The organism is Streptomyces flavidovirens DSM 40150, from assembly GCF_000429085.1.
GTDB lineage: Bacteria > Actinomycetota > Actinomycetes > Streptomycetales > Streptomycetaceae > Streptomyces > Streptomyces flavidovirens.
Map to the genome: position 1 here is coordinate 343,014 of NZ_AUBE01000005.1, position 25,269 is coordinate 368,282.

22 protein-coding genes are annotated in these 25,269 nt (G+C 71.3%); 17 read left to right on the forward strand and 5 right to left on the reverse strand.

Annotation, left to right across the window (positions count from 1 at the left end):
- The first annotated feature begins 40 nt into the window (after window positions 1–40).
- Entirely contained in the window at window positions 41–766 is a 726-nt protein-coding gene (locus tag G412_RS0110750) for a class I SAM-dependent methyltransferase (RefSeq protein WP_028812104.1), read from the forward strand.
- Between the two features lie 18 nt (window positions 767–784).
- On the opposite strand, the gene G412_RS33935 is transcribed toward G412_RS0110750, so the two are convergent.
- The gene (locus tag G412_RS33935) at window positions 785–1,225 is read right to left on the reverse strand and encodes a lysozyme family protein (protein ID WP_051338258.1); all 441 of its coding nucleotides are present in this window, start codon (window positions 1,223–1,225) and stop codon (window positions 785–787) included.
- A gap of 494 nt (window positions 1,226–1,719) precedes the next feature.
- Here G412_RS33935 and G412_RS0110760 point away from each other — a divergent pair, with 494 nt between their 5' ends.
- From G412_RS0110760 to G412_RS0110775, 4 genes are all read left to right on the forward strand, one after another.
- Window positions 1,720–1,944, forward strand: coding sequence for a hypothetical protein (locus G412_RS0110760; protein WP_028812105.1), 225 nt, complete (start codon window positions 1,720–1,722; stop codon window positions 1,942–1,944).
- Window positions 1,945–2,127: 183 nt separating this feature from the next.
- Window positions 2,128–2,934: an HlyD family efflux transporter periplasmic adaptor subunit gene (locus tag G412_RS0110765; RefSeq protein WP_028812106.1), complete on the forward strand. Its 807-nt coding sequence runs from the start codon at window positions 2,128–2,130 to the stop codon at window positions 2,932–2,934.
- On the forward strand, window positions 2,931–5,198 hold the full coding sequence (locus tag G412_RS0110770; protein WP_028812107.1) for an NHLP family bacteriocin export ABC transporter peptidase/permease/ATPase subunit: 2,268 nt from the start codon (window positions 2,931–2,933) through the stop codon (window positions 5,196–5,198). Before G412_RS0110765 ends, G412_RS0110770 begins: the two co-directional genes overlap by 4 nt.
- 1 nt (window position 5,199) lies before the next feature.
- A complete protein-coding gene (locus tag G412_RS0110775; RefSeq protein WP_028812108.1) occupies window positions 5,200–8,034 on the forward strand; it encodes an NHLP bacteriocin export ABC transporter permease/ATPase subunit in 2,835 nt (944 codons plus the stop codon).
- A gap of 6 nt (window positions 8,035–8,040) precedes the next feature.
- Here G412_RS0110775 and G412_RS0110780 read toward each other — a convergent pair whose 3' ends face one another.
- Both G412_RS0110780 and G412_RS0110785 read right to left on the reverse strand, forming a co-directional pair.
- Window positions 8,041–8,736, reverse strand: coding sequence for a type 1 glutamine amidotransferase domain-containing protein (locus tag G412_RS0110780; protein ID WP_028812109.1), 696 nt, complete (start codon window positions 8,734–8,736; stop codon window positions 8,041–8,043).
- 42 nt (window positions 8,737–8,778) lie between these two features.
- Window positions 8,779–9,102 (reverse strand): putative quinol monooxygenase, encoded by a 324-nt coding sequence (locus G412_RS0110785; RefSeq protein ID WP_028812110.1) that lies wholly within the window; start codon window positions 9,100–9,102, stop codon window positions 8,779–8,781.
- Window positions 9,103–9,415: 313 nt separating this feature from the next.
- Here G412_RS0110785 and G412_RS0110790 point away from each other — a divergent pair, with 313 nt between their 5' ends.
- From G412_RS0110790 to G412_RS0110810, 5 genes are read left to right on the forward strand one after another with little or no spacing between them, the layout of a single operon-like run.
- Window positions 9,416–10,990, forward strand: a complete 1,575-nt coding sequence (locus G412_RS0110790) for a sensor histidine kinase (RefSeq protein WP_037648319.1) — start codon at window positions 9,416–9,418, stop codon at window positions 10,988–10,990.
- A gap of 4 nt (window positions 10,991–10,994) precedes the next feature.
- Window positions 10,995–11,405: a roadblock/LC7 domain-containing protein gene (locus tag G412_RS0110795; protein ID WP_028812112.1), complete on the forward strand. Its 411-nt coding sequence runs from the start codon at window positions 10,995–10,997 to the stop codon at window positions 11,403–11,405.
- Entirely contained in the window at window positions 11,402–11,770 is a 369-nt protein-coding gene (locus tag G412_RS0110800; RefSeq protein ID WP_028812113.1) for a DUF742 domain-containing protein, read from the forward strand. The genes G412_RS0110795 and G412_RS0110800 overlap by 4 nt, the downstream gene beginning before the upstream one ends.
- Complete coding sequence (locus G412_RS0110805; RefSeq protein ID WP_028812114.1) at window positions 11,751–12,371, forward strand: GTP-binding protein; 621 nt, start codon at window positions 11,751–11,753, stop codon at window positions 12,369–12,371. The genes G412_RS0110800 and G412_RS0110805 overlap by 20 nt, the downstream gene beginning before the upstream one ends.
- Window positions 12,368–13,657, forward strand: coding sequence for a cytochrome P450 (locus G412_RS0110810; RefSeq protein WP_028812115.1), 1,290 nt, complete (start codon window positions 12,368–12,370; stop codon window positions 13,655–13,657). Before G412_RS0110805 ends, G412_RS0110810 begins: the two co-directional genes overlap by 4 nt.
- 57 nt (window positions 13,658–13,714) lie before the next feature.
- Here the strand turns inward: G412_RS0110810 and G412_RS0110815 are convergent, their stop codons facing one another.
- Together G412_RS0110815 and G412_RS0110820 are read right to left on the reverse strand one after the other, a co-directional pair.
- Window positions 13,715–14,740, reverse strand: a complete 1,026-nt coding sequence (locus G412_RS0110815) for a 7-epi-alpha-eudesmol synthase (RefSeq protein WP_028812116.1) — start codon at window positions 14,738–14,740, stop codon at window positions 13,715–13,717.
- 279 nt (window positions 14,741–15,019) lie between these two features.
- Window positions 15,020–16,813 (reverse strand): ABC transporter ATP-binding protein, encoded by a 1,794-nt coding sequence (locus G412_RS0110820; RefSeq protein WP_078606912.1) that lies wholly within the window; start codon window positions 16,811–16,813, stop codon window positions 15,020–15,022.
- 595 nt (window positions 16,814–17,408) lie between these two features.
- On the opposite strand from G412_RS0110820, the gene G412_RS0110825 reads away from it, so the two are divergent.
- The 7 genes from G412_RS0110825 to G412_RS0110855 all read left to right on the forward strand — a co-directional run bounded on the left by G412_RS0110825 (window position 17,409) and on the right by G412_RS0110855 (window position 25,266).
- Window positions 17,409–17,978 carry a TetR/AcrR family transcriptional regulator gene (locus tag G412_RS0110825; RefSeq protein ID WP_028812118.1) on the forward strand — a complete coding sequence of 190 codons (570 nt, stop codon included), beginning with the start codon at window positions 17,409–17,411 and terminating at the stop codon, window positions 17,976–17,978.
- 111 nt (window positions 17,979–18,089) lie between these two features.
- Complete coding sequence (locus tag G412_RS0110830) at window positions 18,090–19,274, forward strand: GDSL-type esterase/lipase family protein (RefSeq protein WP_028812119.1); 1,185 nt, start codon at window positions 18,090–18,092, stop codon at window positions 19,272–19,274.
- A 149-nt stretch (window positions 19,275–19,423) separates the two neighbouring features.
- Complete coding sequence (locus G412_RS0110835; protein ID WP_028812120.1) at window positions 19,424–20,971, forward strand: MFS transporter; 1,548 nt, start codon at window positions 19,424–19,426, stop codon at window positions 20,969–20,971.
- 151 nt (window positions 20,972–21,122) lie between these two features.
- A complete protein-coding gene (locus tag G412_RS0110840) occupies window positions 21,123–22,082 on the forward strand; it encodes an alpha/beta hydrolase (RefSeq protein ID WP_028812121.1) in 960 nt (319 codons plus the stop codon).
- Entirely contained in the window at window positions 22,075–23,241 is a 1,167-nt protein-coding gene (locus tag G412_RS0110845; protein WP_028812122.1) for an acyltransferase family protein, read from the forward strand. The genes G412_RS0110840 and G412_RS0110845 overlap by 8 nt, the downstream gene beginning before the upstream one ends.
- 31 nt (window positions 23,242–23,272) lie before the next feature.
- Window positions 23,273–24,601, forward strand: coding sequence for a sensor histidine kinase (locus G412_RS0110850; RefSeq protein WP_028812123.1), 1,329 nt, complete (start codon window positions 23,273–23,275; stop codon window positions 24,599–24,601).
- On the forward strand, window positions 24,598–25,266 hold the full coding sequence (locus G412_RS0110855) for a response regulator (RefSeq protein WP_028812124.1): 669 nt from the start codon (window positions 24,598–24,600) through the stop codon (window positions 25,264–25,266). Before G412_RS0110850 ends, G412_RS0110855 begins: the two co-directional genes overlap by 4 nt.
- Window positions 25,267–25,269 lie beyond the last annotated feature (3 nt).

Genomic DNA, 25,269 nt, shown 5'->3' on the forward strand with positions numbered 1-25,269 from the left:
TGGGGCGGGCGCGAATGGATCTCTGGCTACGCTGGGCTCCGTGTTCACCTCCCAGGGACCCACCTTCCGCGAGCTGACCGTGCAGGCTCTCTCCTCCATCGAGCGCGGCTACGACCTGCTGGCCCCGAAGTTCGACCACACCCCCTTCCGCACGCCGGACCGGTTCCTGGACGCGGTCGCCGGCGCCCTGGAGCCTCTCGGGCCTTTCGGCGCGGGGCTCGACGTCTGCTGCGGCACCGGGGCGGGCGCACGCGTACTGCGCCCGCTGTGCCGGGAGCGCGTCACCGGGGTCGACTTCAGCGCCGGGATGCTGGCCGCGGCCCGCGAAGCCTTCGACGACGGGCGGACGCCCGCAGTGGAGTGGACGCGGGCCGACGCCCGCGCCCTGCCGTTCACCGAGGAATTCGATCTGGCGGTGAGCTTCGGGGCGTTCGGGCATTTCCTGCCCGCCGAGCGGCCCGCGCTGTTCGCCGGAGTCCACCGGGCGCTGCGGCCCGGCGGACTGTTCGCCTTCCCCATCGGCGCGCCGCAGCCCATCCGTTCGCCGTTGTACTGGGCGCTGCTCGGCTTCGACTCCGTCATGCGCGTACGCAACGCGCTGTGGCGGCCGCGGTTCGTCATGTACTACCGGACGTTCCCGCTGCGGGGTGTACGGGACGACTTGGCCGGGGCCGGGTTCACGGTGCGGCTGCGGCCCCTGGAGGAATTCGGCCGCCGTAGCGACGGGAGCCCCAACTGGCGGCTGGTGCTGGCCCAGAAGGAGTGAGGGAGCGGGTGCGGCGGTTCAGTACCCCTTGGGCGGCCGGTCCGGATCGGCCTGCTGGACCCGTTCGGCGAAGTTCGACCCGGACTGGTTGACGCCGTACTTCGCGCGCACGTAGTTGATCGTGGCGCACATGCAGGCCACCACGTCGTACGGAGTGGTCGCGGTGTCCTCCTGGTGGTACGCGGCGAACGTCGGCGGGATGCGCTGCGTGGCCCCGCGCGAGCAGTTCTGCGGATGCCCGTCGGCCACGACCGGGCCGTGCGCGTTGGAGTCCTTGGTGTTCACCCGCCAGCGCGGGTGGTTGGACGCGGATTCACGCAGCGCGATCGTGACGAGCGCGGGCACGCCGTACTCCGGGTCCATGCCGGTCAGTTCACAGGCCCGCCGGGCATGCGTACGCATGGCGGCCTCGCCGCATTCGTCGTCGGGATCGTCGTACGTGACCTCGCTCAGCTCCATGGGTGCCCCCTCTTGCCGCAGTTCGCGGCGGACGTTCGCTCGTGACCGGTTTCCTACCCATGTCGCTGATGACCTAGGCAGCCCGTTCCGGCAGGAAGTCGCTCAGTTTCTCCCCTCTTTGCGAAGTGGCTTTCCGTGATGAGCGGGTCACATCAGCGAATCTGCACATCGAATGCGCAGGCGGCACACGGTCTCCAAATTGCCGCACCGCGCTGACCTGCGGTTATGTGGGTCTGCGTGGGAATGTCCCCATCGGTCTCGCGCCGGGCGAAGGCCGTCCCGCATTCATCTCGGGCGATCTCGTGAAGAACCTGTCACCAAGCCATGGACGGCCGTGCACGTCGCGGTAATTCCACGCGGAGATGTGCCCGGACCCGCAATGACACGACTGGCTGCCCAACGCGCTCACGTGCTTTGATCCTTCGCACTGAGGGCCTGTCCGTCAGGGCCGGTCCCGGTAATTCGAATATTCACCGCGAAGGGAAACTCGCATCATGAACTTCTCCCGGGTTGCCACCCAGGAAATCTCCGACAACGACCTGGACAACGTGTCCGGCGGCCTCCTGGGCGGCGTGGTCGGCAACGCCACCGGCGTCCTCAACTCCGTCGTCCCCGTCTCGGGCACCGTCGGCTCCGCCGTCGGCACCGTCGAGGGCGTCACCGGCCTCAACACGGGCGCGGTCACGGGCATCGCCACCGCCACGGTTGCCGGCGTCTGATGTCGCCCTGCGCCGCCGAGCGGCGCGGTCACCAGCGGTGACTTACGGCCCGTCGGCGCCCCCTCCTTGCCGACAGGCCGGGCCGTACGCCCCCGGATCCGCCCAGGGCCGGGGGCGTACGGCCGTTCCGAATTTCCTGACAGACCATCGCAGTCGGCCCATTCGCGGTTGAGGAAGAGTGTCGTGCAGTTTCGCCAACAGGCGCTTTCCAAGCTGCAATCGCCCGAAGAAATTGATCTGCCGGTGCGATTCGCCCGCCCCCAGGGCCGGCTTGTTCTGACCGTCACGGTCATCGTCATGATTGCCTCGGCCGTCTGGGCCGTGACCGGCACCGTGTCGTCCACACTCGGCGCCCCCGGAATCCTCACCCACGCCCAGGGCAGTTACGTCCTCCAGAGCCCCGTGGCCGGCCAGGTCACCGCCGTACTCGCCGAGGAAGGCGAGCGCGTCGCCGCCAACGCGCCCCTGCTGAAGGTCCGTACCGCGCAGGGGGACACCGTCGTGCGCACCATCGCCGCCGGCCGGCTGACGACGCTCGTCACCGCCATCGGTTCCGTGGTGACCACCGGAGCGGACGTGGCGGCGGTGGAACGGGTGGCGAAGGCCGGCGACCCCCTCATGGCGATGCTGTACGTACCGGCCGAGCGCGGGGCCACCGTGCCCGTCGGCGCCGCCGTCGACCTCACCGTCCAGTCGGTCGCGACGCAGCAGTACGGCGTACTGCGCGGCCGGGTCGCATCCGTCGGCAGGACCGCCCAGACCCGCCAGCGGATCACCGGCTTCCTGGGCAGCAGCCAGCTCGGCGAGGAGTTCTCGAAGCAGGGCCAGCCCGTGTCCGTACTCGTACAGCTCGACCGGTCGAAGGCCTCGAAGTCGGGCTACTCCTGGTCGACTTCCCAAGGTCCGCCGTACGCCGTCGAATCCATGACCCTCGCCACCGGCGCCATCCACCTCGCCGAGCAGCATCCGATCGATTGGCTGCTTCCGTGACCGCACCGAACGATTCCGCTGCGCCGCCGCAGCAGCAGCCGGGACGCCGCAGACACCGCCCGGAGCCCGCGTCGGGCGGGCGCCGCCGGGCGCGGCCCGTCCAGGTCAAGAAACGCAAGGCCGTCCGCACGCCCACCGTTCTCCAGATGGAGGCCGTGGAGTGCGGCGCCGCCGCGCTGGCCATGGTCCTCGCCCACTACGGCCGCCACGTGCCGCTCGAAGAGCTCCGCATCGCGTGCGGGGTGTCGCGCGACGGCTCGCGGGCCAGCAACCTGCTGAAGGCGGCCCGCAGTTACGGGCTGCAGGCCAAGGGCATGCAGATGGAGGCGACGGCTCTCGCCGAGGTCCAGGCACCCGCCATCCTCTTCTGGGAGTTCAACCACTACGTCGTCTACGACGGCACGGGGCGCAGGTTCGGCCGCCGGGGCGTCCACATCAACGACCCCGACAAGGGCCGCCGTTTCGTACCGGCGGAGGACTTCGACACCAGCTTCACCGGCGTCGTCCTCGTCTTCGAACCCTCCGAGTCCTTCCGCCGCGGCGGCCGCAGACCAGGCGTCATGAGCGCCGTCCCCGCACGCATGCGCGGCACCACGGGCACCCTGCTGGCCGCGCTCCTCGCCAGCCTGCTGCTCGTCGCCGTCGGCGCCGCTGTGCCCGCGCTGAGCCGTACGTACATCGACATGTTCCTGATCGGCAACCAGACGTCGATGCTGGGGCCGCTCTTCGCGTCGATGGCCACCATGGTGGCACTCACCGCCGTGCTGACCGGGCTGCAACAGGCGAACTTGCTGCGCGGCCGCATCATCTCCTCCACGCTGAGCAGCGCCCGGTTCCTGCGGCACCTGCTGAGGCTGCCCGTCACCTTCTTCGCGCAGCGCAGCCCGGCCGATCTCGTGCAGCGGCTGCAGTCCAACGACGCCGTCGCCGAGACGCTGGCGCGCGACCTCGCGGCCGCGGGGGTGGACGGGGTGGTCGTGATCCTCTACGCCTTCCTGATGTGGACGTACGACCCCCAGTTGACGTTCGTCGGAGTGACCGTCGCGCTGCTCAATGTGGTCGCCATGCGCATCGTGATCCGGCTGCGGGCCACGCACACGCAGAAGCTGCGCGCGGACAGCGCCCGGCTGACCAACACCTCGTACACCGGTCTTCAGCTGATCGAGACGATGAAGGCCACCGGAGGCGAGAACGGGTTCTTCCGCCGCTGGGCGGGGCAGCACGCGACCACCCTGGACGTGCAGCAGCGGCTCGGCGTACCGAGCGCGTTCCTCGCCGTCGTCGCACCGACCCTCGCGACGCTCAACAGCGCGCTCATCCTGTGGATCGGCGGTCTGCGGGCCGTCGAGGGCCACATCTCCATCGGCCTGCTCGTCGCCTTCCAGGCGCTGGTGGCGCGCTTCACCGCGCCCATCAGCCGGCTCAACGGAGTGGCGGGCCGCATCCAGGACTTCGCCGCCGATGTGGCCAGGCTGAAGGACGTCGAGAGCTTCCCCGTCGATGTGCTGTACTCGCGCCGCGAGCCGGACGAGAGCACCCGCAGGCTCAAGGGGCACGTGACGCTCGACGACATCACCTTCGGCTACAGCCCCCTCGACAAGCCGCTGCTCAACGGCTTCTCGCTGGCGGTCGGACCCGGGCAGCAGGTCGCCCTCGTCGGCGGCTCCGGCAGCGGCAAGTCGACCGTCTCCCGGCTGATCTCGGGGCTCTACACCCCCTGGGAGGGCACGATCCGTATCGACGGACAGCGCCTGGAGGACATCTCCCGCAGCGCACTGGCCGCCTCCGTCTCCTTCGTCGACCAGGACGTCTTCCTCTTCGAGGGCACGGTCCGGGACAACGTGGCGCTGTGGGACCCCTCGATACCGGACGAGGCCGTCGTCGCCGCCCTCCAGGACGCCGCGCTGTACGACGTGATCGCGCGGCGCCCCGACGGCATCCACAGCCGCGTCGAGCAGGACGGCCGCAACTTCTCCGGCGGCCAGCGGCAGCGCCTGGAGATCGCCCGGGCGCTGGTCAGGCGGCCGAGCATCCTCGTACTCGACGAGGTGACGAGCGCGCTGGACGCCGAGACCGAGCGCGTCATCATCGACAACCTGCGGCGGCGCGGCTGCGCCTGCGTCGTCATCGCCCACCGGCTGAGCACGGTGCGCGACAGCGACGAGATCGTCGTACTCGACCACGGCTCGGTCGTCGAACGCGGCCGCCACGAAGACCTGGTCGCCGCCGGCGGAGCGTACGCCGAGCTGGTCAAGGAGCACTGACATGTCGTCCGTACACCCGAACGCGGTCGAGGACCGTTTCGCCGAAGTCGACGCGGTGACCTACGCGCTGGGCGGACTCGGCGCACCCGTCGACTGCGCCGGTCTGCGCAGTCTGCCGCTGGAGGGGCCGCAGGTGCTGTGGCTCGTCGTGGGCGGCGCCCTCGACCTGTTCGCGGTCGACGCCGCCGAGCAGGGGCACTGGCACTTCCTCGGCCGCCTCGAAGCGGGAGCGCTGCTGCTCGGCCCGGTCGGCGGCCCGCAGCACACCCTGGTCGGCAAGCCGTCGCAGGACTGCCTGCTGCGGCGGATCCCGCTGCGGGAGCTGTACCACCCGCCGGAGTACGCCGATGCCTGCGCGGCGTACGAGAGCCCGCTGGACCACGCCTTCGCCCTCGGCGTCGGACGCGGCCTGGGCGTGCTGTTCCAGGCCCCGCTGGACGGCTGTCCCGACATCGAGGGGGCGGTGGCCGACGACGACGTCCTGTGGATGCCGGTCTCTCCCGGCAGCGTGCAGTACGGCGCCTCCTACAGCCAGGACGCCGCCGGCGACCTGCTGATCGAAACGGCGATGTGGCAGCAGTTGGTGAACCAGCAGTACCGGCTGCTGTCCGCCGTCGACCACTGGATCGAAGAGCTCGAACGCGCCCACGAGGACCGTACGGCGGCCGGCATCAAAGCGGGCGCGGCCGTCCGCGCGCGGGCGGACCAGGCCCTGGTCGCTTCCATCGGCCGCCCCGACCGGTCCGGGCGGGCGACGGCGGGCACCGACCGCGCCACCGACGACGCCACCTTCGCCGTCTGCCGCCGGGTCGGCGAGGCGGCCGGGATCACGCTCACCGAGCCGCCGAAGGGCGGCGCGGTCAACGACCGCGTCACCCCCGTCGAACGCATCGCCCTGGTCTCCCGCGTCCGTACCCGCGCGGTCCGGCTCGACGGGCGCTGGTGGCGGACCGACTCCGGACCCCTGGTCGGGCACCGGGCCAAGTCCGGAGCCCCGGTCGCGCTGCTGTGGCGCCGCGGACGGTACGAGGCGGTGAACCCGGCCTCGGGCATGCGGATACGGATCGGCAAGGACAACGCGGACGACTTCGAGCCCCGCGCGGTCATGTTCTACCGCCCCCTGCCCGAACGCCCCATGACACCGTGGAGCCTGCTGCGCTTCAGCCTCCGCGACACCCGCGTGGACCTGCGCAACCTGCTCCTCAGCGGACTGGTGACGGTCGGCCTCGGCGCACTGGTGCCCATCGCGACCGGCCAGGTGCTCGGCGTGTATGTACCGAACGCCGAGAGCGGCCTCATCGTCCAGGTCTCCCTCGCCGTCATGATCACCAGCATCGTCACCGCGTCTTTCATGCTGCTCCAGAACCTCACCATCCTCCGGATGGAAGGCCGCATCGAGGCCACCCTCCAGCCCGCCGTCTGGGACCGGCTGCTGCGACTGCCGACGAAATTCTTCGCCGCCCGGTCCACCGGCGAGCTGGCGAGCGCCGCCATGGGCATCAGTGCCATCCGCCGGGTGCTGTCCGGGCTCGGCCCGGTGGCCGTACAGGCGAGCACGGTCGGCGCGATGAACGTCGCGCTGCTGTTCTGGTTCAGCGTGCCGCTGGCGCTGGCGGCGATCGCCATGCTGGTCGTCATCGGCGGTGTGTTCCTCGCGATGGGCCTGTGGCAGGTGCGCTGGCAAAGACGCCTGGTGGAGCTCGGCAACAAGCTCAACAACCAGGCGTTCCAGACGCTGCGGGGACTGCCCAAACTGCGGGTCGCGGCCGCCGAGAGTTTCGCGTACGCCGCCTGGGCCCGCGAATTCGCCCGGACCCGCGAACTTCAGCAGCGCGCGGGCCGCATCAAGAACCTCACCACGGTTCTCGACGCCGTCTACCTGCCGCTCTGTTCACTCATCATGTTCATGCTGCTGGCGGGACCGGCCCGTGGCAGCATGTCGGCCGGCGCGTTCCTGACCTTCAGCACGGCCGTGACCATGCTGCTGACGTCGGTCACCCAGCTCACCGGCGCGCTCATCTCGGTCGCCGCGGTGCTGCCCATGTTCGAGCAGATCAAGCCGGTCCTGGACGAGGCTCCGGAGGTACGCGGCGCCAGCGCGCAGCCCGGCACCCTGTCCGGCGCCATCGAAGCCAGGAAGCTCTCGTTCCGCTACACCGACGACGGGCCCCTGGTCCTCGACGACGTGTCGCTCGAAGTACGGCCGGGCGAGTTCGTGGCGATCGTCGGCCCCAGCGGCTGCGGCAAGTCGACCCTGCTGCGGCTGCTCATCGGCTTCGACAAGCCGGTCTCGGGCAGTGTGCTGTACGACGGCCAGGACCTCGCGGCGCTCGACCAGGCCGCCGTACGCCGTCAGTGCGGCGTCGTACTCCAGAACGCGCAGCCGCTCACCGGATCGATCCTGGACTGCATCAGCGGCGCCGAGGTCTTCTCGCAGGAGGAGGTGTGGGAGGCCGCCGAGATGGCCGGGCTGGCCGAGGACATCAGGCGTATGCCGATGGGGCTGCACACGATGATCTCCGGCGGCGGCGCGATCTCGGGCGGGCAGCGGCAGCGTCTGATGATCGCTCAGGCGCTGGTACGCCGCCCGCGCGTCCTCTTCCTCGACGAGGCCACCAGCGCGCTGGACAACGAGACCCAGCGCATCGTCATGGAGAGCACCCGCAGGCTGAGCGCCGGCCGCCTGGTGATCGCCCACCGGCTGTCCACGGTCATGGACGCCGACCGTGTCATCGTCATGGCCGAGGGCAGGATCGTCGAACAGGGGCCGCCCGCCCAGCTACTCGCCGACACGGGCGGCCGCCTGCACGAACTGGTGCGGCGCCAGCTCGCGTGACCGGCCTCAGCGCAGCGCCTTGAGCATCTCCCGCGCCAGCGGGCCGGACGACGCCGGGTTCTGACCGGTGTAGAGATTGCGGTCGACGACCGTGTACGGCGCCCAGGGCTCGCCCTCGCGGAAGTCGGCGCCGAGCTCCACGAGGCGGTCCTGGAGCAGCCACTTCGCCTTGTCCGCGAGACCGGCCAGGGTCTCCTCGGCGTTGGTGAAGCCGGTCAGCCGGTAGCCCGCGAACGGCGAGCTTCCGTCGGGCAGCTTGGCTGCCAGCAGCGCGGCGGGCGCGTGGCACACGACGCCCAGCGGCTTGCCCGACGCCAGCGCGTCGGTCAGTACCCTGCCGGATTCGGCACTGACCGACAGGTCCTCCATCGGGCCGTGGCCGCCGGGGTAGAAGACGGCGTCGTAGTCGGCCGGATCCACCTCCTCCAGCTTCAGCGGCTGCTGAAGCCCGGTGAAGGAGGCGAGGCCTCTGACGACCCGGTCGGCTCCCTCCGGGCCACCGTTGGCCTCCGGGGCGAGGCTGGCCCGGTCCACGGTCGGCACGACGCCGCCCGGAGTGGCGACCACGACCTCGTGGCCCGCGCCGGTGAACGCCTCGTAGGGGGCGACGACCTCCTCGGCCCAGAAGCCGGTGGGGTGGCGCGTGCCGTCGGCCAGGGTCCAGTGGTCGGCGCCGGTCACCACGAAGAGGATTTTCGACATGTTGCACTCCCTTGCCGGTCGGTCAGTCGGTCAGTCAGCCGGTCAGTCGATCTTGAGTTCGCCCATCGCGCTCCACCCGTCGGCGCCTTCGATGCTCGTGCTGACGATGTCGGGCGTACGGCGCACCAGCGGGCGCATCGTGTCCAAGGCGGCCTTGAAGTGGCCGGAGTTGACATGCGCCGCGGCCGCGTCGTCCTGGAACGCCTCGACCAGGACGTACGTATTCGGGTCCTCGACACTGCGCGACCATTCGAACCACAGGTTGCCGGGCTCTGCCCTGGTGGCCTCGGTGAAGGCTTCGACGTGCCGCGGCCACTCGTCGGCGTACTCGGGCTTCACTGGAAACTTAACAACAATGAAGATCATTCGGTCATTCTATGCCGCACTTGCTCAAGCTGCGCCAGTCGATTGCCCCAGCCGCAGGCGTGCCCCCGCGATCCTCCGGGGGTGCCCACCGATGCGGAAGGCAGTTGATCACTTCATTTCCCGACCCGCTAAGCTCCGTTGAAGCGCTGCCAGTTGACGTGACCCTGACCCCGTCGTGTCCTGCTGTGCAGCCACGCCTGTCGCGACGCGGATCACCCCCGTGGACCGGCGAGTGCCGCCACACCGAGGCACCAGCCACGCGACGAGGGCGCCCTTCACTTCCCTGTTCGATCGCGTGGGTTTGAGGATGCAGATGGAACTTGCCACTACGCCGCAGGCGGCCCGGGCCCCGGCCGCCTGGCACACCTGGTGGCTGCTGCCACTCGGATTAGGCGTCGCCTCCGTCGTCGCCGTGGCCGCCGGACCCGAACACGTGCGAATACCCGCCGGCCTGGCGGGGCTCGCGGCCACAGCGGCGACAGCCGCCTGCGTCCGGCTCCTGCTCCGGTCCCAGCTACGACTGCGCCAGTCCGCCGGGGACTTCCTGGCCAGGCAGGCCCAGCACTCCCAGGAGTGGCAGCAGCACATGACCGTCCTGGAAGGGCAGCGGGCCGCCGAGCGCGCCGCACAGGAGGCGCGGCTCGCCGAAGAGGCCCGCGCCTGGCAGGAGCGGCTCGAATACCAGCGGGCGCTCGTCGCCCGGCTCGGGGACGAATTCCTCCCCGACGCGCTGAAGCGGCTGCGCGACGGCGAATCGATCGACGACGTACTCTCTCCCCTCGCCCAGGACCCGGACGTGTCGCCGGAGTTCAGGCGCGAACTGCGCAAGATCCTGCGGACCGCGCTGATCGCCGTCGAGGAGGAGTTCAACCGCAGTACCTCCGCCGAACAGGCCGTCATCAGCATCGGCAACCGCATCCACGTCCTCACCAGCAAGCTGCGCGGCAGGCTGCACGAAATGCAGGGCGAACACGGCCGTCTGCCCGCCGTGGCCCAGGGCCTCATGGACCTGGACCAGGAGATCGGCCCTGCGGACTGTCTGGCCGCGAGCATCGGCGTCCTCGGCGGATCCGACCGCCCCGGCCGTCAGTGGCAGGAGCCGCAGCGGCTGCTCAGCGTGGTCCGCGGCGGCGTCGGACGTATCAAGGACTTCGACCGCGTACAACTGCGCCACCTCCCCGAATTGGGCGTGGACGGCGGTCTCGTGGACCACCTCACGCTGATCTTCGCCCACCTCCTGGACAACGCCACCCGGTACTCACCGCCCACCGAGCCCGTGATCGTGTCGGGCAAGGAGGTGCCCAACGGCGTCGGCATCGAAATCCAGGACGCCGGAAAGGGGCTGACCGAGGAGAAGAAGCGCCAGGCCATGGAGTCACTGGAAGGCGTGGCGGCGGGCCCCGGCCTCGGCGGCCTCTCGGAGGACGCGAACCTGGGCCTGCGCGTCGTGGGCAAGCTCACCCGCAAGTACGGGATCAGGGTGACCTTCGCGGACTCGCCCTGGCTGGGCACCTCCGTGGTCGTGGTCGTTCCGCACAAGTACTTCAGCCCCCTGCCCGCGGGCCGCCTGGCCGACAGCCCGACCGGATCGGTGGCGATACCGGCGCTGAGCGGCCGGCCCGCCCCCGCCGGGCCGGCCGCAGGCCCCCGCCCCGAATCCGCCACCGAGACCACTCCGGGCGGCCTGCCCAGGCGCAGGAGCCGGCGCGGCGAACCGGCGGAGGCGGCAGCACCCGCCGGCGCCTCCACCATCGGACCGACCGCCGCCGGCGCCGCCGCCGACGCCGCGGCCGTGCCACCGGATTCGTCCTTCTCCGGCCTGGCCGCGTTCGCCACCACCGCCGGACGTGACACACACGAGAAGTCCCGCACCGAAGAGAGCGACTAGCCCCATGACGCAGCAGCACACCGACGTGAGCTGGGCGCTCCGCGACCTGACGGAGAGCATCCAGGAGATCCGCTTCGCCCTCGTGGCGTCCAGCGACGGCAAGGCCATCACCTCGTACGGCGCCGAGGACCCCGACGACGTGGACCGCTTCGCCGCCGTCGTCGCCGGTCTCCAGGCACTCGCACAGCCCGTCGCCGCGCAGTTCCCGAAGTACAGCGGGCAGTTGCGCCTGGCGATGATCGAAGTCGACGGCGGACACCTTTTCGTGGTCCGGGCCGGAGTGGAGACGTACCTCGGCGTCCTCGCCAAGGAGGGCCTCGACCAGGGCCTGCTCGGCCACCAGATGAGGGACCTGGCCCGCAGGATGGGCGAACTCCTCGGCACCACACCGCGGCTGGAGGAGCACTCTGAATGAGTGACCCCCACCGGCCCACGGACCCGTCCGGTCTCGAGCGCTACTACGTCCTCACCGGCGGTCGCAGCGGACCGGGCGGGGCCGCACTCGGCCTCGACGTGGCGACTCTCGTCGTGTCCCGCTCCGCGCCCGTCGCGGGCATGCAGCACGAGCACGAGCAGATCGTGCGCTGGTGCCGCGATCCGCTGTCGGTCGCCGAACTCGGCGCCCACCTCGGGCTGCCCTTCAACATTCTCGCGGTGCTGGTGGCCGACCTGCTGGAAGCAGGCCGGGTGGAAGCCCGTGACCCCATCCCGGCATCCGCCGGCCACGGGCCGGACTTCGCGCTCCTCGAGGAGGTACTCAGTGGATTACAAAGGCTTTGACCGCCCGGACTGGCCCAAGTCGTCCGGATCACTGCCGGCCGAAAGCCGTTCGGTCAAGGTGATGATCGCCGGTGGCTTCGGCACCGGTAAGACCACCATGGTGCGCTCGGTGAGCGACATCAAGCCGCTCACCACCGAGGAGACGCTGACCCAGGCCACCGCCGGCGTCGATGACCTGGTCGGCGTGGCGGAGAAGGAGAAGACCACGGTCAGCCTCGACTTCGGCCGGATCGGCCTCAGCGAGCAGCTCGTCCTCTACCTCTTCGGTACGCCCGGCCAGGAACGCTTCTGGTTCCTGTGGAACGGCCTGTTCAAGGGAGCACTCGGCGCCGTCGTCCTGGTGGACACCCGCCGCCTGGAGTCCAGCTTCCGGGCCATCGAGGAGATGGAGCGCCTCGACGTTCCCTTCGTCATCGCCCTCAACGTCTTCCCCGATTCCAGGGACCACCCCGTCGAGGAGATCAGGGACGCCCTGGACATCACCGACCGCATACCGGTCGTCGCGTGCGACGCGCGCGACCGGGGATCGAGCCGTGACGTGCTCATCGCGCTGATACGTCATCTCAAGGAACGCTCTGCCGCCGCTCTGGAGCCCCGATGAACTCCCCGTCCGAATACGGTTCGTACGCCGGCACACCGCCCGAGACCGCGCCGGCCGGCTGCCCCGTACGCTCCGCCGCATCCGGCGGGATCACGCGGCTGTACGGGCCCGAGGCGTCGGTCGACCCGCACGGCATCTACGCCGGGCTGCGTGAGCAGTACGGCGCGGTGGCCCCCGTACTGCTCGAAGGTGACGTCCCCGCCTGGCTGGTGCTCGGCTACCGGGAGAACCGGCGGGTCCTGGACAACCCGCGTCAGTTCACCCGCGACTCCCGGATCTGGCGCGACTGGGAGGAGGGCCGGATCGAGAGCACCTCGCCGCTCATCCAGATGCTGGGCTGGCGCCCCGACTGCGTCTCCCAGGACGGCGAGCCGCACCGGCGGCTGCGCGGGGCGGTCACGGACAACCTCCAGGCGCTGGCCGGGCGCGGCATCCGCCGTCATGTCACGCACTTCGCGAACAAGCAGATCGACGCGTTCGCCGGGTCCGGGCGGGCCGACCTGGTGGCCGAGTACGCCGAGTACCTGCCCATGCTCGTACTCACGCGGCTCTTCGGCCTGGGGGAGGGCGAGGGGCGGCGACTGGCCACCTCCTGCGCGCAGGTCATCAAGGGCGGCGAGGAGGCCCTCCACCACAACGACGTCATCATGCGGGTCCTCGCGGAACTCGCCGAGCGCAAGCGCGACGAGCCGGGGTCCGACTTCACCACCGGCCTGATGCAGCATCAGGCGGGCCTGGACGACGACGAGGTACTGAGCCACCTGCGCCTGGTGCTGATCACCGCGCACACCACGACCAGCAACCTGCTGGCGCGCGTGCTGCAACTGCTCCTCACCCACCGCTCGCACCTGTCAGGACTGGTCAGCGGGCAGCTCAACATCTCCGCGGTGGTGGAGGAAGTCATGTGGAACACGCCGCCGCTGGCCGTGTGTCCGGGGCGGTTCGCCACGGCCGACCTGGAACTGGGAGGCCGGCACATCAAAACCGGAGACCTGCTCGTACTCGGCCTGACGGCCGGGAACCTGGACCCGGAGATCCGGCCCGACGCGGGCGTCTCCGTCCAGGGGAACCAGGCGCATCTCGCGTTCAGCAGCGGTCCGCACGAGTGCCCCGGCCAGAACGTCGGCCAGGCCATCATCGAGACGGCCGTCGACGTCCTGCTGCACCGGCTGCCCGGACTGCGCCTCGCCGCCCCCGCCGAGGAGCTGACCTCCACCGCTTCGACGTGGGAGGCGCGACTGGACCGTATCCCGGTCGAGTTCGTGCCGCAGGCCGCCGGGGTCTGACCGCTGCGCCCGCCGGCCGGACCGCCCCCGGGGCGGGATCCGGCCGGCGGCGGTGCGTCAGACCGTGAGCAGGTCGTCCAGGCAGCCGCGGCCCGCCAGTTCGGCGGCGGCCGCGGGTCCCTTCTTCGCGGCGGCGTAACGGCCGGTGGTCAACGCCCATTCGTAATTGCCGCTGATCCAGTGCCGGATGGCTTCCACGCCCATCCACACCCGGTCGCGTCCGTCGGCGTCCAGGCCGAGTTCGCCGCACATCGCGGGCACCCGCGCCTCCAGCCTCACGTACGTGTCGAGGCTCTCGACGGTCATCCGGAACGCCTCGGCGGCGGCTTTCTCCCACGAGTACCCGCGCTCGCGGTGGAGCACGGCGATCAGGTTGTGGCCGTCGCCCCGGCGTTTCTCCCGCTCGAAGGAGTGGATGTCGTTCATGAAGCCGATGGTGTCCGCGGCGGCGTCCCGCAGCCCCTCCATGACCGGGTGCGCCTGCGCCTGCGCGGGAACCTCGAAGCGGCGGCTGCGCTCGCCCGCGTCGATGCTGTGATGGATGCCCACCGTGCGCCTGCGGAACGCGGTGTACGGGCCGACGCCGAGCAGGGTGCCACGGGCGGCCAGGTCGACCTCCTCGGCGTGCGCGGCGAGAAAGCGTCCCCAGGAGGCGGCGAAACGGGTGCACCAGGTCAGCGACATGCCGTCGGAGAGCTGTTCCCAGACCTCGGCCCAGGCGAGCGTGATCGGGCAGATGACGCGCGGGCGTGTACCGGCGGGGCGCAGCGGGGTCACGATGAGTTCCCTGGCGACCTCCGTCACCCGGTCGGCGCGGTCGGGGCTCGCCGCGTCGAACTGGTCGTCGAAGAGGAAGGCCAGCGAGAACCAGTTCATCAGGACGACCATGTCGTCGGGCGACGCGTGCGGGTAGGTACGTATCGCGGCCTGCGGCAGGTCCCAGGACTGATACTCCTCGAAACCGGCCTGGCTCCTGACGAGTCCCATGTCCCGGACCCATCGCAGATGCTGTTCCCTCGCGTACTCCAGGTGTGCGCTGACCGGGGTGGTGAAGGGGAGATCGAAACGGACGTCCTGCGGCACTCGGGTGCTCCTTGGTGGGGGGAGGCGCGCAGGTCCCCCCGCCTGCGAGCGAAACGGTTTGTCATGCTCATTGATCGAATGGCGCTACCAGCCTGCCCCGCGCGTAAACGATCTATGCCGGAAGGATCGATTCTGCAAGATCCGGCAGGATGGAGTGATGACCACGGGGGAGACTCCCCGGCTGTGGACCAGCCGGGAACGCGCCCGGAACGCGAGTCCGTGGACCCGGCGTGCGGGCGCCGGGTCCACGTTCACGTGATCAGCGGGGGCCGAGTGGGCTCACCGGTCCTGGGACAGGGCGTACAGCTCCGAGAACAGGCCTCCTTCGGCGCGCACCAGCTCATCGAAGCTGCCTTCCTCCCGGATGCGGCCCTTGTCGAGTACGAGGATCCGGTCCGCCATACGGACGTTCTCCAGCCGGTGGGTGACGACGAGGGTGATGCGGTCCGGTGCCATCTCCCGCAGCGCGTTGAAGATCTGGTGTTCGCCGCGGGCGTCCATCTCGCTCGTGGGCTCGTCGAGGATGAGGAATCCCGGCCGCCGGTACAGCGCGCGCCCGCACGCGAGCCGCTGCCACTGCCCGCCGGACAGTTCGTGGCCGCCCCACAGCGACCGGGCGAGCAACGTGTCCAGCCCGTCCGGGAATTCGGCCACAGCCTCGCTCATGCCGACCCGCTCGACGGCCTCCCAGACCAGTTCGTCGCCGTGCCGGCGGGGCTGGCCGAGCGTGATGTTCTCCCTCACCGCGAGCGGCCAGTGCCCGTTCGTCTGGGGTACGAGCCCGATGTGACCCCACACCGATTCGGCGTCCGCCACGGCCAGATCGGTGCCGTCCCACAGCACGCGGCCGCCGGTGGGCAGAGTGAGCCCGGTCAGCAGGCGTACGAGCGTGGACTTGCCGGCGCCGTTCTCCCCGACCAGCGCGACCACCTCTCCGCGGCGGAGGGTGAGCGACACGGGGTGCAGCGCCGGCGCGGTCTTCTTCGGGTAGGTGAACGACGCCTCGTCGAGCCGGATCTCCTGCGGAGCCCGCACGGTGACGCTGCCGCGCCGGGTGGTCGTCTCGCGGGCCTGCGCGAGGAACTGGTGATAGTCGTCGAGATAGAGACCGTGGTGGAACATGGCCGCCCCGTACCTGACGATCGAGTTGAGCGCCCGGCCCGCGGTCTGCGAGGCCACGATCGCCGTGCCGGCGATGGCGAGCCCCATCCGCCCGGACAGCACCAGCCCGGCGAGAGAGGCCCACATGCCCACGATGAACACGCCGCTCAGCGCCGCTGCGGCCAGGTTGACGCGCAGGTACCGCGGCGCCGCCGCGAGCGCCTTGCCCTCGATGCGGTCGCACATCGTGCGGTACCAGAAGTGCAGGTAGGGGCGCATGGTGTTGGCGCGCAGCTCGTCCGCGAGCGTCGGCGTCGTCAGATACCAGCGCATCATCCCCCGGACGTTGCGCGCGGAGACCGACGCGTCGAACACGCGGTAGTCGATACGGGCGGCGATCACGCCGCCAAGACCGCGCGGGACGACCGACAGCATGAGCACCACGAGCAGAAGCGGGTGCAGAACAGTGAGCACGGAGGCGGCGGAGACGAGCTGCACGAAGCCGTTCGTCAGCGTCTTGGCGTCCTCCGCGATGTCGGCGGCCCGCAGCGCACCGATCTCGGCGGCCTGGCTCCGGTCGGTGAAACCCTCCTGGTCGTACGTCGACAGCTCGACCTTCATGTGCAGGTCCACCATCGTCAGATCGGCCGCGGACGCCACCTGGGGGTTGAGGCGGCGCGTCGCCCAGTCGGCCAGGATCCACGACAGCGCTCCCGCCGCCAGCGCGACGGCTGCGACGATCAGCGCCGGACGCGCCTCGTGAAGCCCGACCCTGGCGTCGACGGATCCGAAGAGCGGACCCATGGCCCTGGCGACGGCCGTGAGCATCACGGCCGTACCGATCCCTGACAGTAACTGGCACACCAGAACGGTGACGACCATGCGCCGGTCCACCGACCAGGCGAGCCGGAAGGTCTGGCCGAGTGCTCCAGGAATGCGCCGCGCCATTTCCCACAGCGTGGCTCCCTGCATGGCGTTGCCGTGGACGCGCCCGTTGTAGCTGAGTTCGGGCGGCGCGGGCGGCTGAGGCCTGTCGTGCTGCTGCGCGGGGATCACGGCCTTGGGCGAGCCGGGACCGGCGCCACCGCTGTTGCCGCTTGCGGTGCTGCTCAACGTGGCCTCCTCGGGTGGGCGGTGCTGACGTACGACGCAACGACGACAACGAACCGGCTCAGGACGGCCTTCGCGTCAACCGGGCGCACGCGTCGGATGCGCGGGGTGGGGCCGTACTCGAACACGGAGTGTCCGCCGGCGGCACAGACGGCAGCGGGTACGGGATGCATGGTTCCTCCTGGATCGCGGTGCACGCGGACTGGCGGTCGGACAACGCACCTGATCAAGGCGGCGTAACGGGAGGCGCCGGGCGAACTCTCGCGCGGAGATTCGATTGCGCCGCCCGCTGCCGGTCGGCGTCCGGGATGCGCGGCTGTTATCCGGCGTTCGATCACCCGGAAGGGGCCGGGCACCCGATCAGGCGATTGGCTCGCCAAGCAGCCCAAGCCTGTCGCCATTTGCCTAAAGGCATTAGGCAAATGCATAATCGGTTACGCCGAATGAGAGGACGGGCATGGTACGCGCAGGACTGACCCCGGAACGCCTGGCCCAGGGAGGGGCGGAGCTGGCCGACGAGGTCGGCTTCGACCAGGTGACCGTCTCGGCGCTCGCCCGGCGGTTCGATGTCAAGGTCGCGAGTCTGTACTCGCACCTGAAGAACTCCCAGGACCTCAGGACCCGGATCGCCCTGCTCGCCCTGGAGGAACTCGCCGACCGGGGCGCGGCCGCTCTGGCCGGGCGGGCCGGCAAGGACGCCCTGGCCGCCTTCGCGAACGTCTACCGCGACTACGCCCGCGAGCATCCCGGCCGCTACGCCGCAGCCCGGTTCAGGCTGGACCCGGAGGCGGCGGCCGCCAGCGCCGGCGGGCGGCACGCGCAGATGACGCGGGCGATCCTGCGCGGCTACGACCTGACGGAGCCGGACCAGACCCACGCCGTGCGGATGCTGGGCAGTGTCTTCCACGGCTACGTCAGCCTGGAGATGGGCGGAGGCTTCAGCCACAGCGCCCCCGACTCGCAGGAATCGTGGGCACGGATCCTCGACGCCCTCGACGCCCTGCTGCGGAACTGGCCCGCGCCCTGACCAGGGCCCGCACCAGCAGGAGGCCGTCGACCGGGCGGCCTACCGGCGAGTCAGGGCACCCCCGCCATCGAGTCAGGGCAACCCCACCATTTCGATCAACAGGCTGAGGTCATGGACACCACGCACCACTGGATCACCACGCCCATCACCGCGGAGCTCCTGCGCGGCGCCCTCGACCTGGAGCACACCGCGCACGGTGTGCTGCCGCACCGGCTGCCCGCCCGGGCCCGCGCCCAGTGCGCGGACGGGCAACTGGCCATGGCCGAGGCCCAGCCCTCCGGCGTACGACTGGTCTTCCGCACCCGCGCCACCGCCGTCGAACTGGACACGCTGCCCACCAAGCGCGTCTACGTGGGTGCCCCGCCCCGCCCGGACGGCGTGTACGACCTGCTCGTCGACGGCCGCCTGACCGGCCAGGCGGGCGTGACCGGCGGCAACACCCTGACCATCGACATGACGACCGGCTCCGCCACGCACCGGCCCGGCCCGGCCGGCACCCTCCGCTTCACCGGACTGCCCGACGGCGACAAGGACGTCGAGATCTGGCTGCCGCACAACGAGACCACCGAACTGGTCGAGCTGCGCACCAACGCCCCCATCGAGCCCGTACCGGACCGGGGCCGCAAGGTGTGGCTGCACCACGGCAGTTCGATCAGCCACGGCTCCGACGCCGCAAGCCCCACCACCACCTGGCCCGCACTGGCCGCCTCCCTCGCCGGCGTGGAACTGATCAACCTGGGCCTGGGCGGCAGCGCCCTGCTCGACCCGTTCACCGCCCGCGCCCTTCGGGACACCCCCGCCGACCTCATCAGCATCAAGATCGGCATCAACCTGGTCAACACCGACCTGATGCGCCTGCGCGCGTTCACCCCCGCCGTCCACGGCTTCCTCGACACCATCCGCGAAGGCCACCCCACCGCGCCGCTGCTCGTGGTCTCGCCCATCCTGTGCCCCATCCACGAGGAGACGCCCGGCCCCAGCGTCCCGGACTTCACCGCCCTCAGCGGCGGCCGACTGCGGTTCCGGGCCGCGGGCGATCCGGCGGAGCGGGCGAGCGGGAAGCTGGCCCTGGGTGTGATCCGCGACGAACTGGCCCGGATCGTGCAGCAGCGGGCGGCCGAGGACCCGAACCTGTACCACCTCGACGGCCGTGACCTCTACGGGGAGGCCGACTCCGCCGAGCTGCCGCTGCCCGACGAGCTCCACCCGGACGCCGCCACCCACCGCCGCATCGGCGAACGCTTCGCCACGCTGGCCTTCACCGCCAACGGAGCCTTCACGGACGCCGGCGCCTGAAACCGGTTCGTGCACACCGCTGTCGAAGGGGGTTCAGGGGCCCTCGGGTAATGGATGTGCGCATTGCCGTCTTGTTTGAGACACTGGCGTCTCAAGCGAGACCGTACGGTGTCACCAGGCACCCGCTGCACGACCCGAACAGGAACCCAATGCACCCCGCCCCCGCCCGGCAAGACACCCGGGCTCAGCTCGATCCCCGGCGCTGGGCCGTCCTCACGATCCTCTCCGGCAGCCTGCTGCTGATCGCGATGGACACCACGATCCTCAACGTCGCCTTCCCCTCCCTCGTCGCCGACCTGCAGCCCAGCTCCGTGCAGCAACTGTGGACCATCGACGTGTACGCGCTCGCCCTGTCCGGTGTGCTGGTCACGGCCGGCGCGCTCGGCGACCGCTGGGGACGCAAGCGCATGCTGCTCATCGGCTTCGGCGTCTTCGCGCTCGCCTCGCTGATCGCCGTGTTCGCCACCGCGCCGTGGCAGGTCATCGCCGCCCGCGCACTGCTCGGCGTCGGCGGCGCGGCCATCATGCCGTCGACCCTGTCGATCCTGCGGCACGTCTTCACCGACGCCCGTGAGCGCGCCCTCGCGTACGCCGTCTGGGCCGCGGTCTTCGGCGGCGGCATGGCGCTCGGCCCGGTCGTGGGCGGTCTGCTCGTGGAGAAGAACGGCTGGCAGTCCGCGTTCCTGCTCAACGTGCCGGTCGCACTGGCCGTCATCGCCTTCGGCCTGTGGCTGCTCCCCGAATCCCGTCAGCCGCGCCAGGGCCGCTGGGACTGGTGGGGCGTCGGCCAGTCGGTCGTCGGCATGCTCGCCCTCGCGGGTGGCATCAAGCAGCTCGGCAAGGGCGGCCCCGCCGACCCCCTCGCGTGGACGCTGCTGGCCCTGGCCGCGGTCGCGCTGACCGTGTTTGTGCGCCGCCAGCTCAGGCTTGCCCAGCCGCTGTTGCAGGTACGGCTGTTCGCGAGCCGTTCGTTCAGCATCGCCGCCGCAGCGATCTTCCTCGGGATGATCGCGCTGGGCTCGGCGCTGTTCCTGATCACCCAGTGGTTCCAGTACGGCGAGGGCTACACCCCGCTGGAGGCCGGTATCCGGCTGCTTCCCGCGCCCCTCGGGCTCGTCGTCACCTCGCTCGTGACCCCTGCCCTGATGCACCGGCTCCCGATCCGTCACGTACTCGGCGGCGGCCTGCTGATGATGACCGCGGGCCTCGCGCTGCCCTGGATCTTCCACCGCACCGGCACCCTCGGCTACCCGTCCGTCGCCTTCGCGCTGGCCGTACTCGGCTGCGGCGTCGGCATCGCCACCACGGTCGCCTCGGTGACCCTGATGGCCTCGGCCCCGGCGCGCGACGTCAGCGGCGCCGCCGCCATCGAGGAGACCTGCTACGAACTCGGCGCGGCGATGGGCGTCGCCATCCTGGGCAGCGTGGCCTCCGCCCTGTACCGGGCCCACCTGCCCGAACTCGGCCTGGACGGCGGGCAGACGGCGGCCGTACGCGACTCCGTGGGCGAGGCCGCGCACCTGGCCGGACAGACCGGCGGCCCGGCCGGGGCCGCACTGCTCGCAAAGGTCTCCGAGGCCTTCACCGCAGGCATGACGCCGACGTTCCTGCTCGCCGCGGCGCTGCCCCTCGCGGCGGCGGCCCTCACCTGGGCGAAGATCCCCAAGGACCTCCGCCCGACCGAGAACGCGCACTGACGGCGCACGGCGACACGCGGCCCCTACCCGTAGTACTTCAGAGCTACGCGCAAGGTCCACTCCCTGGTGGGACGCCGACCACAAGGCTTGATCCATAACTTCCGTACCGGAAGCACGCATGTCATCCGGTACGGAAGGACCCCCACCCGCCATGTCGCCCCGCCCGCGCCGCACCCTGATCGCCGCACTCGTCATCGCCTCGGTGGCCGTGCCGGTGTCGGGTGCGGCCCGTCCCTCGGCTGTTCCGGCGCCCGCCCCGGCCGCCCTCGCCCCGCTGCGGACCGCAACCCCGGCGGCCCTCGCCGAGCGGTACGCCACCGGCCGGGACGGCATCCTCGCCGCCGCGCGGACGGCCGCCGGACACGGCGACCGGAAACGGGCAGCCGCGCTGCGCGCCATGGCGGACCCGGCGCGCCACTTCCTCTCCTTCGACGGCCGCGACGGCGGCCGCACCGCCGAGGTCTTCGGCGACCTGTCCCGCGCCGGGCGGATCGCCGTGCTGGTCCCCGGCTCGGACACCAGTCTCGACCGGTACGGACGCCTCCGGGCCGGCGCCGCGGCGCTCCAGCGGGAGCTGGGCGGCAGGTCCGCCGTCATCGCCTGGCTCGGATACCGGACTCCGGCCACGGTGAGCCCACAAGTGCTGACCCCCGGCCGCGCCGACGACGCCGCCCCCGCACTGCGCCGGTTCATGGCGGAGCTGGCGGCGGCAAAGCCCACCGCCCGTACCTCACTCCTCTGCCACTCCTACGGCTCCGTGGTCTGCGGCCGGGCCGCGCGAGGCCTGGAAGTCGCGGACATCGTCCTGTACGGCAGTCCCGGCACCGGCGCCGGCACCGCCGCCGGACTGCGCAGCCGCGCCACCGTGTGGGCCGGCCGGGGCGCCGGTGACTGGATCGCCGACGTACCGCACGCGCGACTTCAACTCCCCTCCACGACCGTCGGGTTAGGGCCTGATCCACTGTCGCCGGAGTTCGGCGCCCGGATCTTCGCGGCGGGCGACGGCGGCCACAGCGACTACCTGAAGCCCGGTTCCGCATCCCTGGAGAACATCGCCCGGATCGTCTCGGGCCGGACCCCTCACGACGCCGGGGAGGGCAGCCATGCGTGACCTCGTCCGCCGGATCGACTCCGCGACCCCGCCGGGCCGTGACCGCGCCGTCGACGCGCTGCGCGCCCTCGCCATCCTCGGCGTGGTCCTCGGCCACTGGCTGGTGACCGCCCTGGTCGCGGACAGCGGCACGGTGCGCGCCGCGAGCCCGCTGCAGTACATGCCCCAACTCGCCCCCGTCTCCTGGATGTTCCAGACCCTGGCGGTCTTCTTCCTGGTGGGCGGGCTGGTGGGGGCGAAGAGTTACGCCGCCGGCCGCGCCCGGGGTGTGACGTACGGGCAGTGGCTCGGCGCCCGTACGGCCCGGCTGAGCCGGCCGGTCGCCGCCGTGCTGGTGGTGTGGGCGGTGGCGGCGGGCGTGATGCTCGCCTCCGGGGCGGGGGTGGAGACCGTACGGGCGCTGCTGAAGCTGGTGCTGTCCCCGCTCTGGTTCCTGCTGGTCTTCGCGGCGCTGACGGCGGCGACCCCGCTGGTGGCGAAGCTGCACCCGCTGTGGCCGCTCGCGGTCGTCCTGCACGTCGATTTGGTCCGGTTCGGCCTGGGCGGTCCCGCCTGGCTCGGCTGGATCAATGTGGCGGCCGGCTGGCTGGTCCCGTACTGCCTGGGCGCGGCCCGGGCGCGGGGCGGCCTGCGGAGCCGTACGACCGGCTGGGTGCTGCTGGCCGGGGGTGCGGCCGCCACCGCGCTCCTTGTCCTGTTCGCCGGCTACCCGGCGTCCATGGTCGGCGTGCCCGGCGCCGACATCTCCAACCTCAACCCGCCCACCCTCGCAGCCGTCACCTTCGGACTCGCCCAGTGCGGCGCGGCACTGCTGCTGCTCGGCCCGCTGCGACGGGCGCTGCGGCGGCCCGCCGCCCGGGCGGCGGTGGCGCTGGTCAACCTGTCAGCGATGACCGTTTTCCTCTGGCACCAGACCGCGCTGATGGCGGTCACCGCGACCGGCCTGCTCGCTGGCGGCGCCCTGCCCGGCCTGCACACCGTCCCGGACGGCTCCGGCTGGATCCTCGCCCGGACGGCCTGGCTGCCGGTGTTCGCGGCCGCGCTGCTCGTGTGCTGGGCCGCCTTCCATACGTACGAACAGGGGCGGTCGCGCAAGAGCGGCAGCCGGGTCGTACGCGAAGGGCATCCCGGCCGGGAGGCGGCGGTGCCGCATGCCTAGGGTGGATCTTGTGGAGGGGGAGGGGGAGGGCATGACGAAACGGCTGGTGGCGGCGGTGCGGGCGGTGCCACGCAACCTGCGCGAGGACCTGTGGACCGGGGCCGCGGCCCCGCTGCCGCGCGACAGACGGCCCGGCTGGATCATCTGGCAGCCGGTCATCGTGCTGGCGCTGGCGGTGTGCGCGGCAGCCCTCCTCCTGTACAGCGTGAACGATCTCGCCTTCGACTGGGGCCACGGGCTGGGCACGAGGTACGCCATCGTGCTCGGCGGGACCCAGTCGGTGGCGCTTGTCGTCGCCGCGTTCCGGCCGGTGCCGGCGTGGTGGGCGGTGACGGCCGTCATGGTCGTCGTCGCGTGCGTCTCGGGGACTCAGGTCCCTGACAGCCCGATGTACCCCTGGACCGGCGCGGGGCCGGGGAATCAGGTCGCCCACGACCTGCTGTTCCCCTGGACCGGCGCCGGGGTCGCCGCGCAGGCCGGCGTGCTGTTCCTGCTGGCGCTGCGGCTGCGCCCCCGCGCCGCGTTCGAGGCGCTGGCGGTCAGTGTCCTGGCGGGAGTCGCCTGCGGCATGCTTGTCGAGCAGGCCCCCTTCACCGGAATCGGCCCCGCCGCCGGGATTCTCACCACGGCGGTCGTGGTCGGCGCCGCGCTGCGCGGCCGCCAGGTGGCCCGTACCCAGCTGGTCGTGCAGGAGGAGCTCACCGCCGAAGAGCGGTCCCGTCGCACCCTCCTGGAGGAGCGCAACCGGATCGCCCGCGAGCTGCACGACGTCGTCGCCCACCACATGTCGGTCATCTCCATCCAGGCGCAGGTCGCCCCGCACCTGGTCGAGAACCCGTCCGACGAACTGAAGGAGAACCTCGCGGGCATACGGGAGAACGCTGTCGAGGCGCTCACCGAACTGCGCCGCGTACTGGGCGTACTGCGCTCCGAGGACGCCCTCTCGGAGGCGGCGCGGCACGCCCCGCAGCCCACCCTCGACCGGCTGGACGAACTGGTCGCCAAGGTGCGCGGCGCCGGGCTCACCGTGACCACCCGGACCACCGGACAGCCGCGGCCGCTGCCGCCCGGCGTCGGGCTTTCGGCGTTCCGTATCGTGCAGGAGGCGCTCAGCAACGTGATACGGCACGCGCCCGGAGGCGAGGCGCGGGTGGAGATCGGGTACCACGCGGCCGGTCTGACCGTACGGGTCACCAACACCGCGCCGGACCGGGCCGCCGCGCCCTCGCGGGACGCGGGCCACGGTCTGCTCGGCATGCGGGAACGCGCCACCATGCTGGGCGGTGAGTTCGCAGGCGGGCCGCTGCCCGCAGGCGGTTACGAAGTACTGGCGACGCTTCCCCTGGAGGGCAGTCCATGACCATCCGAGTGCTGATCGCCGACGACCAGATGATGGTCCGCCAGGGCTTCACGGTACTGCTCAACGCCGAACCCGGCATCGAGGTAGTCGGCCAGGCCGTGGACGGCCTCGACGCCGTCGCCAAGGTCGCCGAACTCGGCCCGGACATTGTCCTGATGGACATCCGGATGCCCGTGCTCGGCGGCATCGACGCGACCCGCCGCATCACCGAACCGGCCGGCGCCACCGTCAAGGTCCTCGTCCTGACCACCTTCGACCTGGACGAGTACGTGTACGAGGCGCTGCGCGCGGGCGCCTCCGGATTCCTCCTGAAGGACGCCTCGGCCGCCGAACTCGCCCAGGCCGTACGGGTGGTGGCCGCCGGTGACGCCCTGCTCGCCCCGAACATCACCAAGCGCCTGATAGCGGAGTTCTCCCGGCTGACCGACGCGCCCCGCGCCCCGCTCATGGACCGCGTCGGCGACCTGACGGAACGCGAGACCGAGGTGCTGTCCCTGATCGCGCAGGGCCTGTCGAACGCGGAGATCGCCACGCAGCTGGTGGTGGCGGAGCAGACCGTGAAGACCCATGTGAGCCGGATCCTGGTCAAGCTGGGCCTGCGCGACCGGACCCAGGCCGCGGTCTTCGCGTACGAGACGGGACTGGTGCGCCCGGCCGGATACTGAGCC

Coding starts and splice junctions, on each gene's coding strand:
- G412_RS0110810 (WP_028812115.1), top strand. CDS start 12,368: ATGAACTCCCCGTCCGAATACGGTTCGTACGCCGGCACACCGCCCGAG.
- G412_RS0110835 (WP_028812120.1), top strand. CDS start 19,424: ATGCACCCCGCCCCCGCCCGGCAAGACACCCGGGCTCAGCTCGATCCC.
- G412_RS0110855 (WP_028812124.1), top strand. CDS start 24,598: ATGACCATCCGAGTGCTGATCGCCGACGACCAGATGATGGTCCGCCAG.
- G412_RS33935 (WP_051338258.1), bottom strand. CDS start 1,225: ATGGAGCTGAGCGAGGTCACGTACGACGATCCCGACGACGAATGCGGC.
- G412_RS0110845 (WP_028812122.1), top strand. CDS start 22,075: ATGCGTGACCTCGTCCGCCGGATCGACTCCGCGACCCCGCCGGGCCGT.
- G412_RS0110800 (WP_028812113.1), top strand. CDS start 11,402: ATGAGTGACCCCCACCGGCCCACGGACCCGTCCGGTCTCGAGCGCTAC.
- G412_RS0110760 (WP_028812105.1), top strand. CDS start 1,720: ATGAACTTCTCCCGGGTTGCCACCCAGGAAATCTCCGACAACGACCTG.
- G412_RS0110820 (WP_078606912.1), bottom strand. CDS start 16,813: ATGCAGGGAGCCACGCTGTGGGAAATGGCGCGGCGCATTCCTGGAGCA.
- G412_RS0110790 (WP_037648319.1), top strand. CDS start 9,416: ATGGAACTTGCCACTACGCCGCAGGCGGCCCGGGCCCCGGCCGCCTGG.
- G412_RS0110830 (WP_028812119.1), top strand. CDS start 18,090: ATGGACACCACGCACCACTGGATCACCACGCCCATCACCGCGGAGCTC.
- G412_RS0110850 (WP_028812123.1), top strand. CDS start 23,273: ATGACGAAACGGCTGGTGGCGGCGGTGCGGGCGGTGCCACGCAACCTG.
- G412_RS0110780 (WP_028812109.1), bottom strand. CDS start 8,736: ATGTCGAAAATCCTCTTCGTGGTGACCGGCGCCGACCACTGGACCCTG.
- G412_RS0110795 (WP_028812112.1), top strand. CDS start 10,995: ATGACGCAGCAGCACACCGACGTGAGCTGGGCGCTCCGCGACCTGACG.
- G412_RS0110825 (WP_028812118.1), top strand. CDS start 17,409: ATGGTACGCGCAGGACTGACCCCGGAACGCCTGGCCCAGGGAGGGGCG.
- G412_RS0110775 (WP_028812108.1), top strand. CDS start 5,200: ATGTCGTCCGTACACCCGAACGCGGTCGAGGACCGTTTCGCCGAAGTC.
- G412_RS0110840 (WP_028812121.1), top strand. CDS start 21,123: ATGTCGCCCCGCCCGCGCCGCACCCTGATCGCCGCACTCGTCATCGCC.
- G412_RS0110785 (WP_028812110.1), bottom strand. CDS start 9,102: ATGATCTTCATTGTTGTTAAGTTTCCAGTGAAGCCCGAGTACGCCGAC.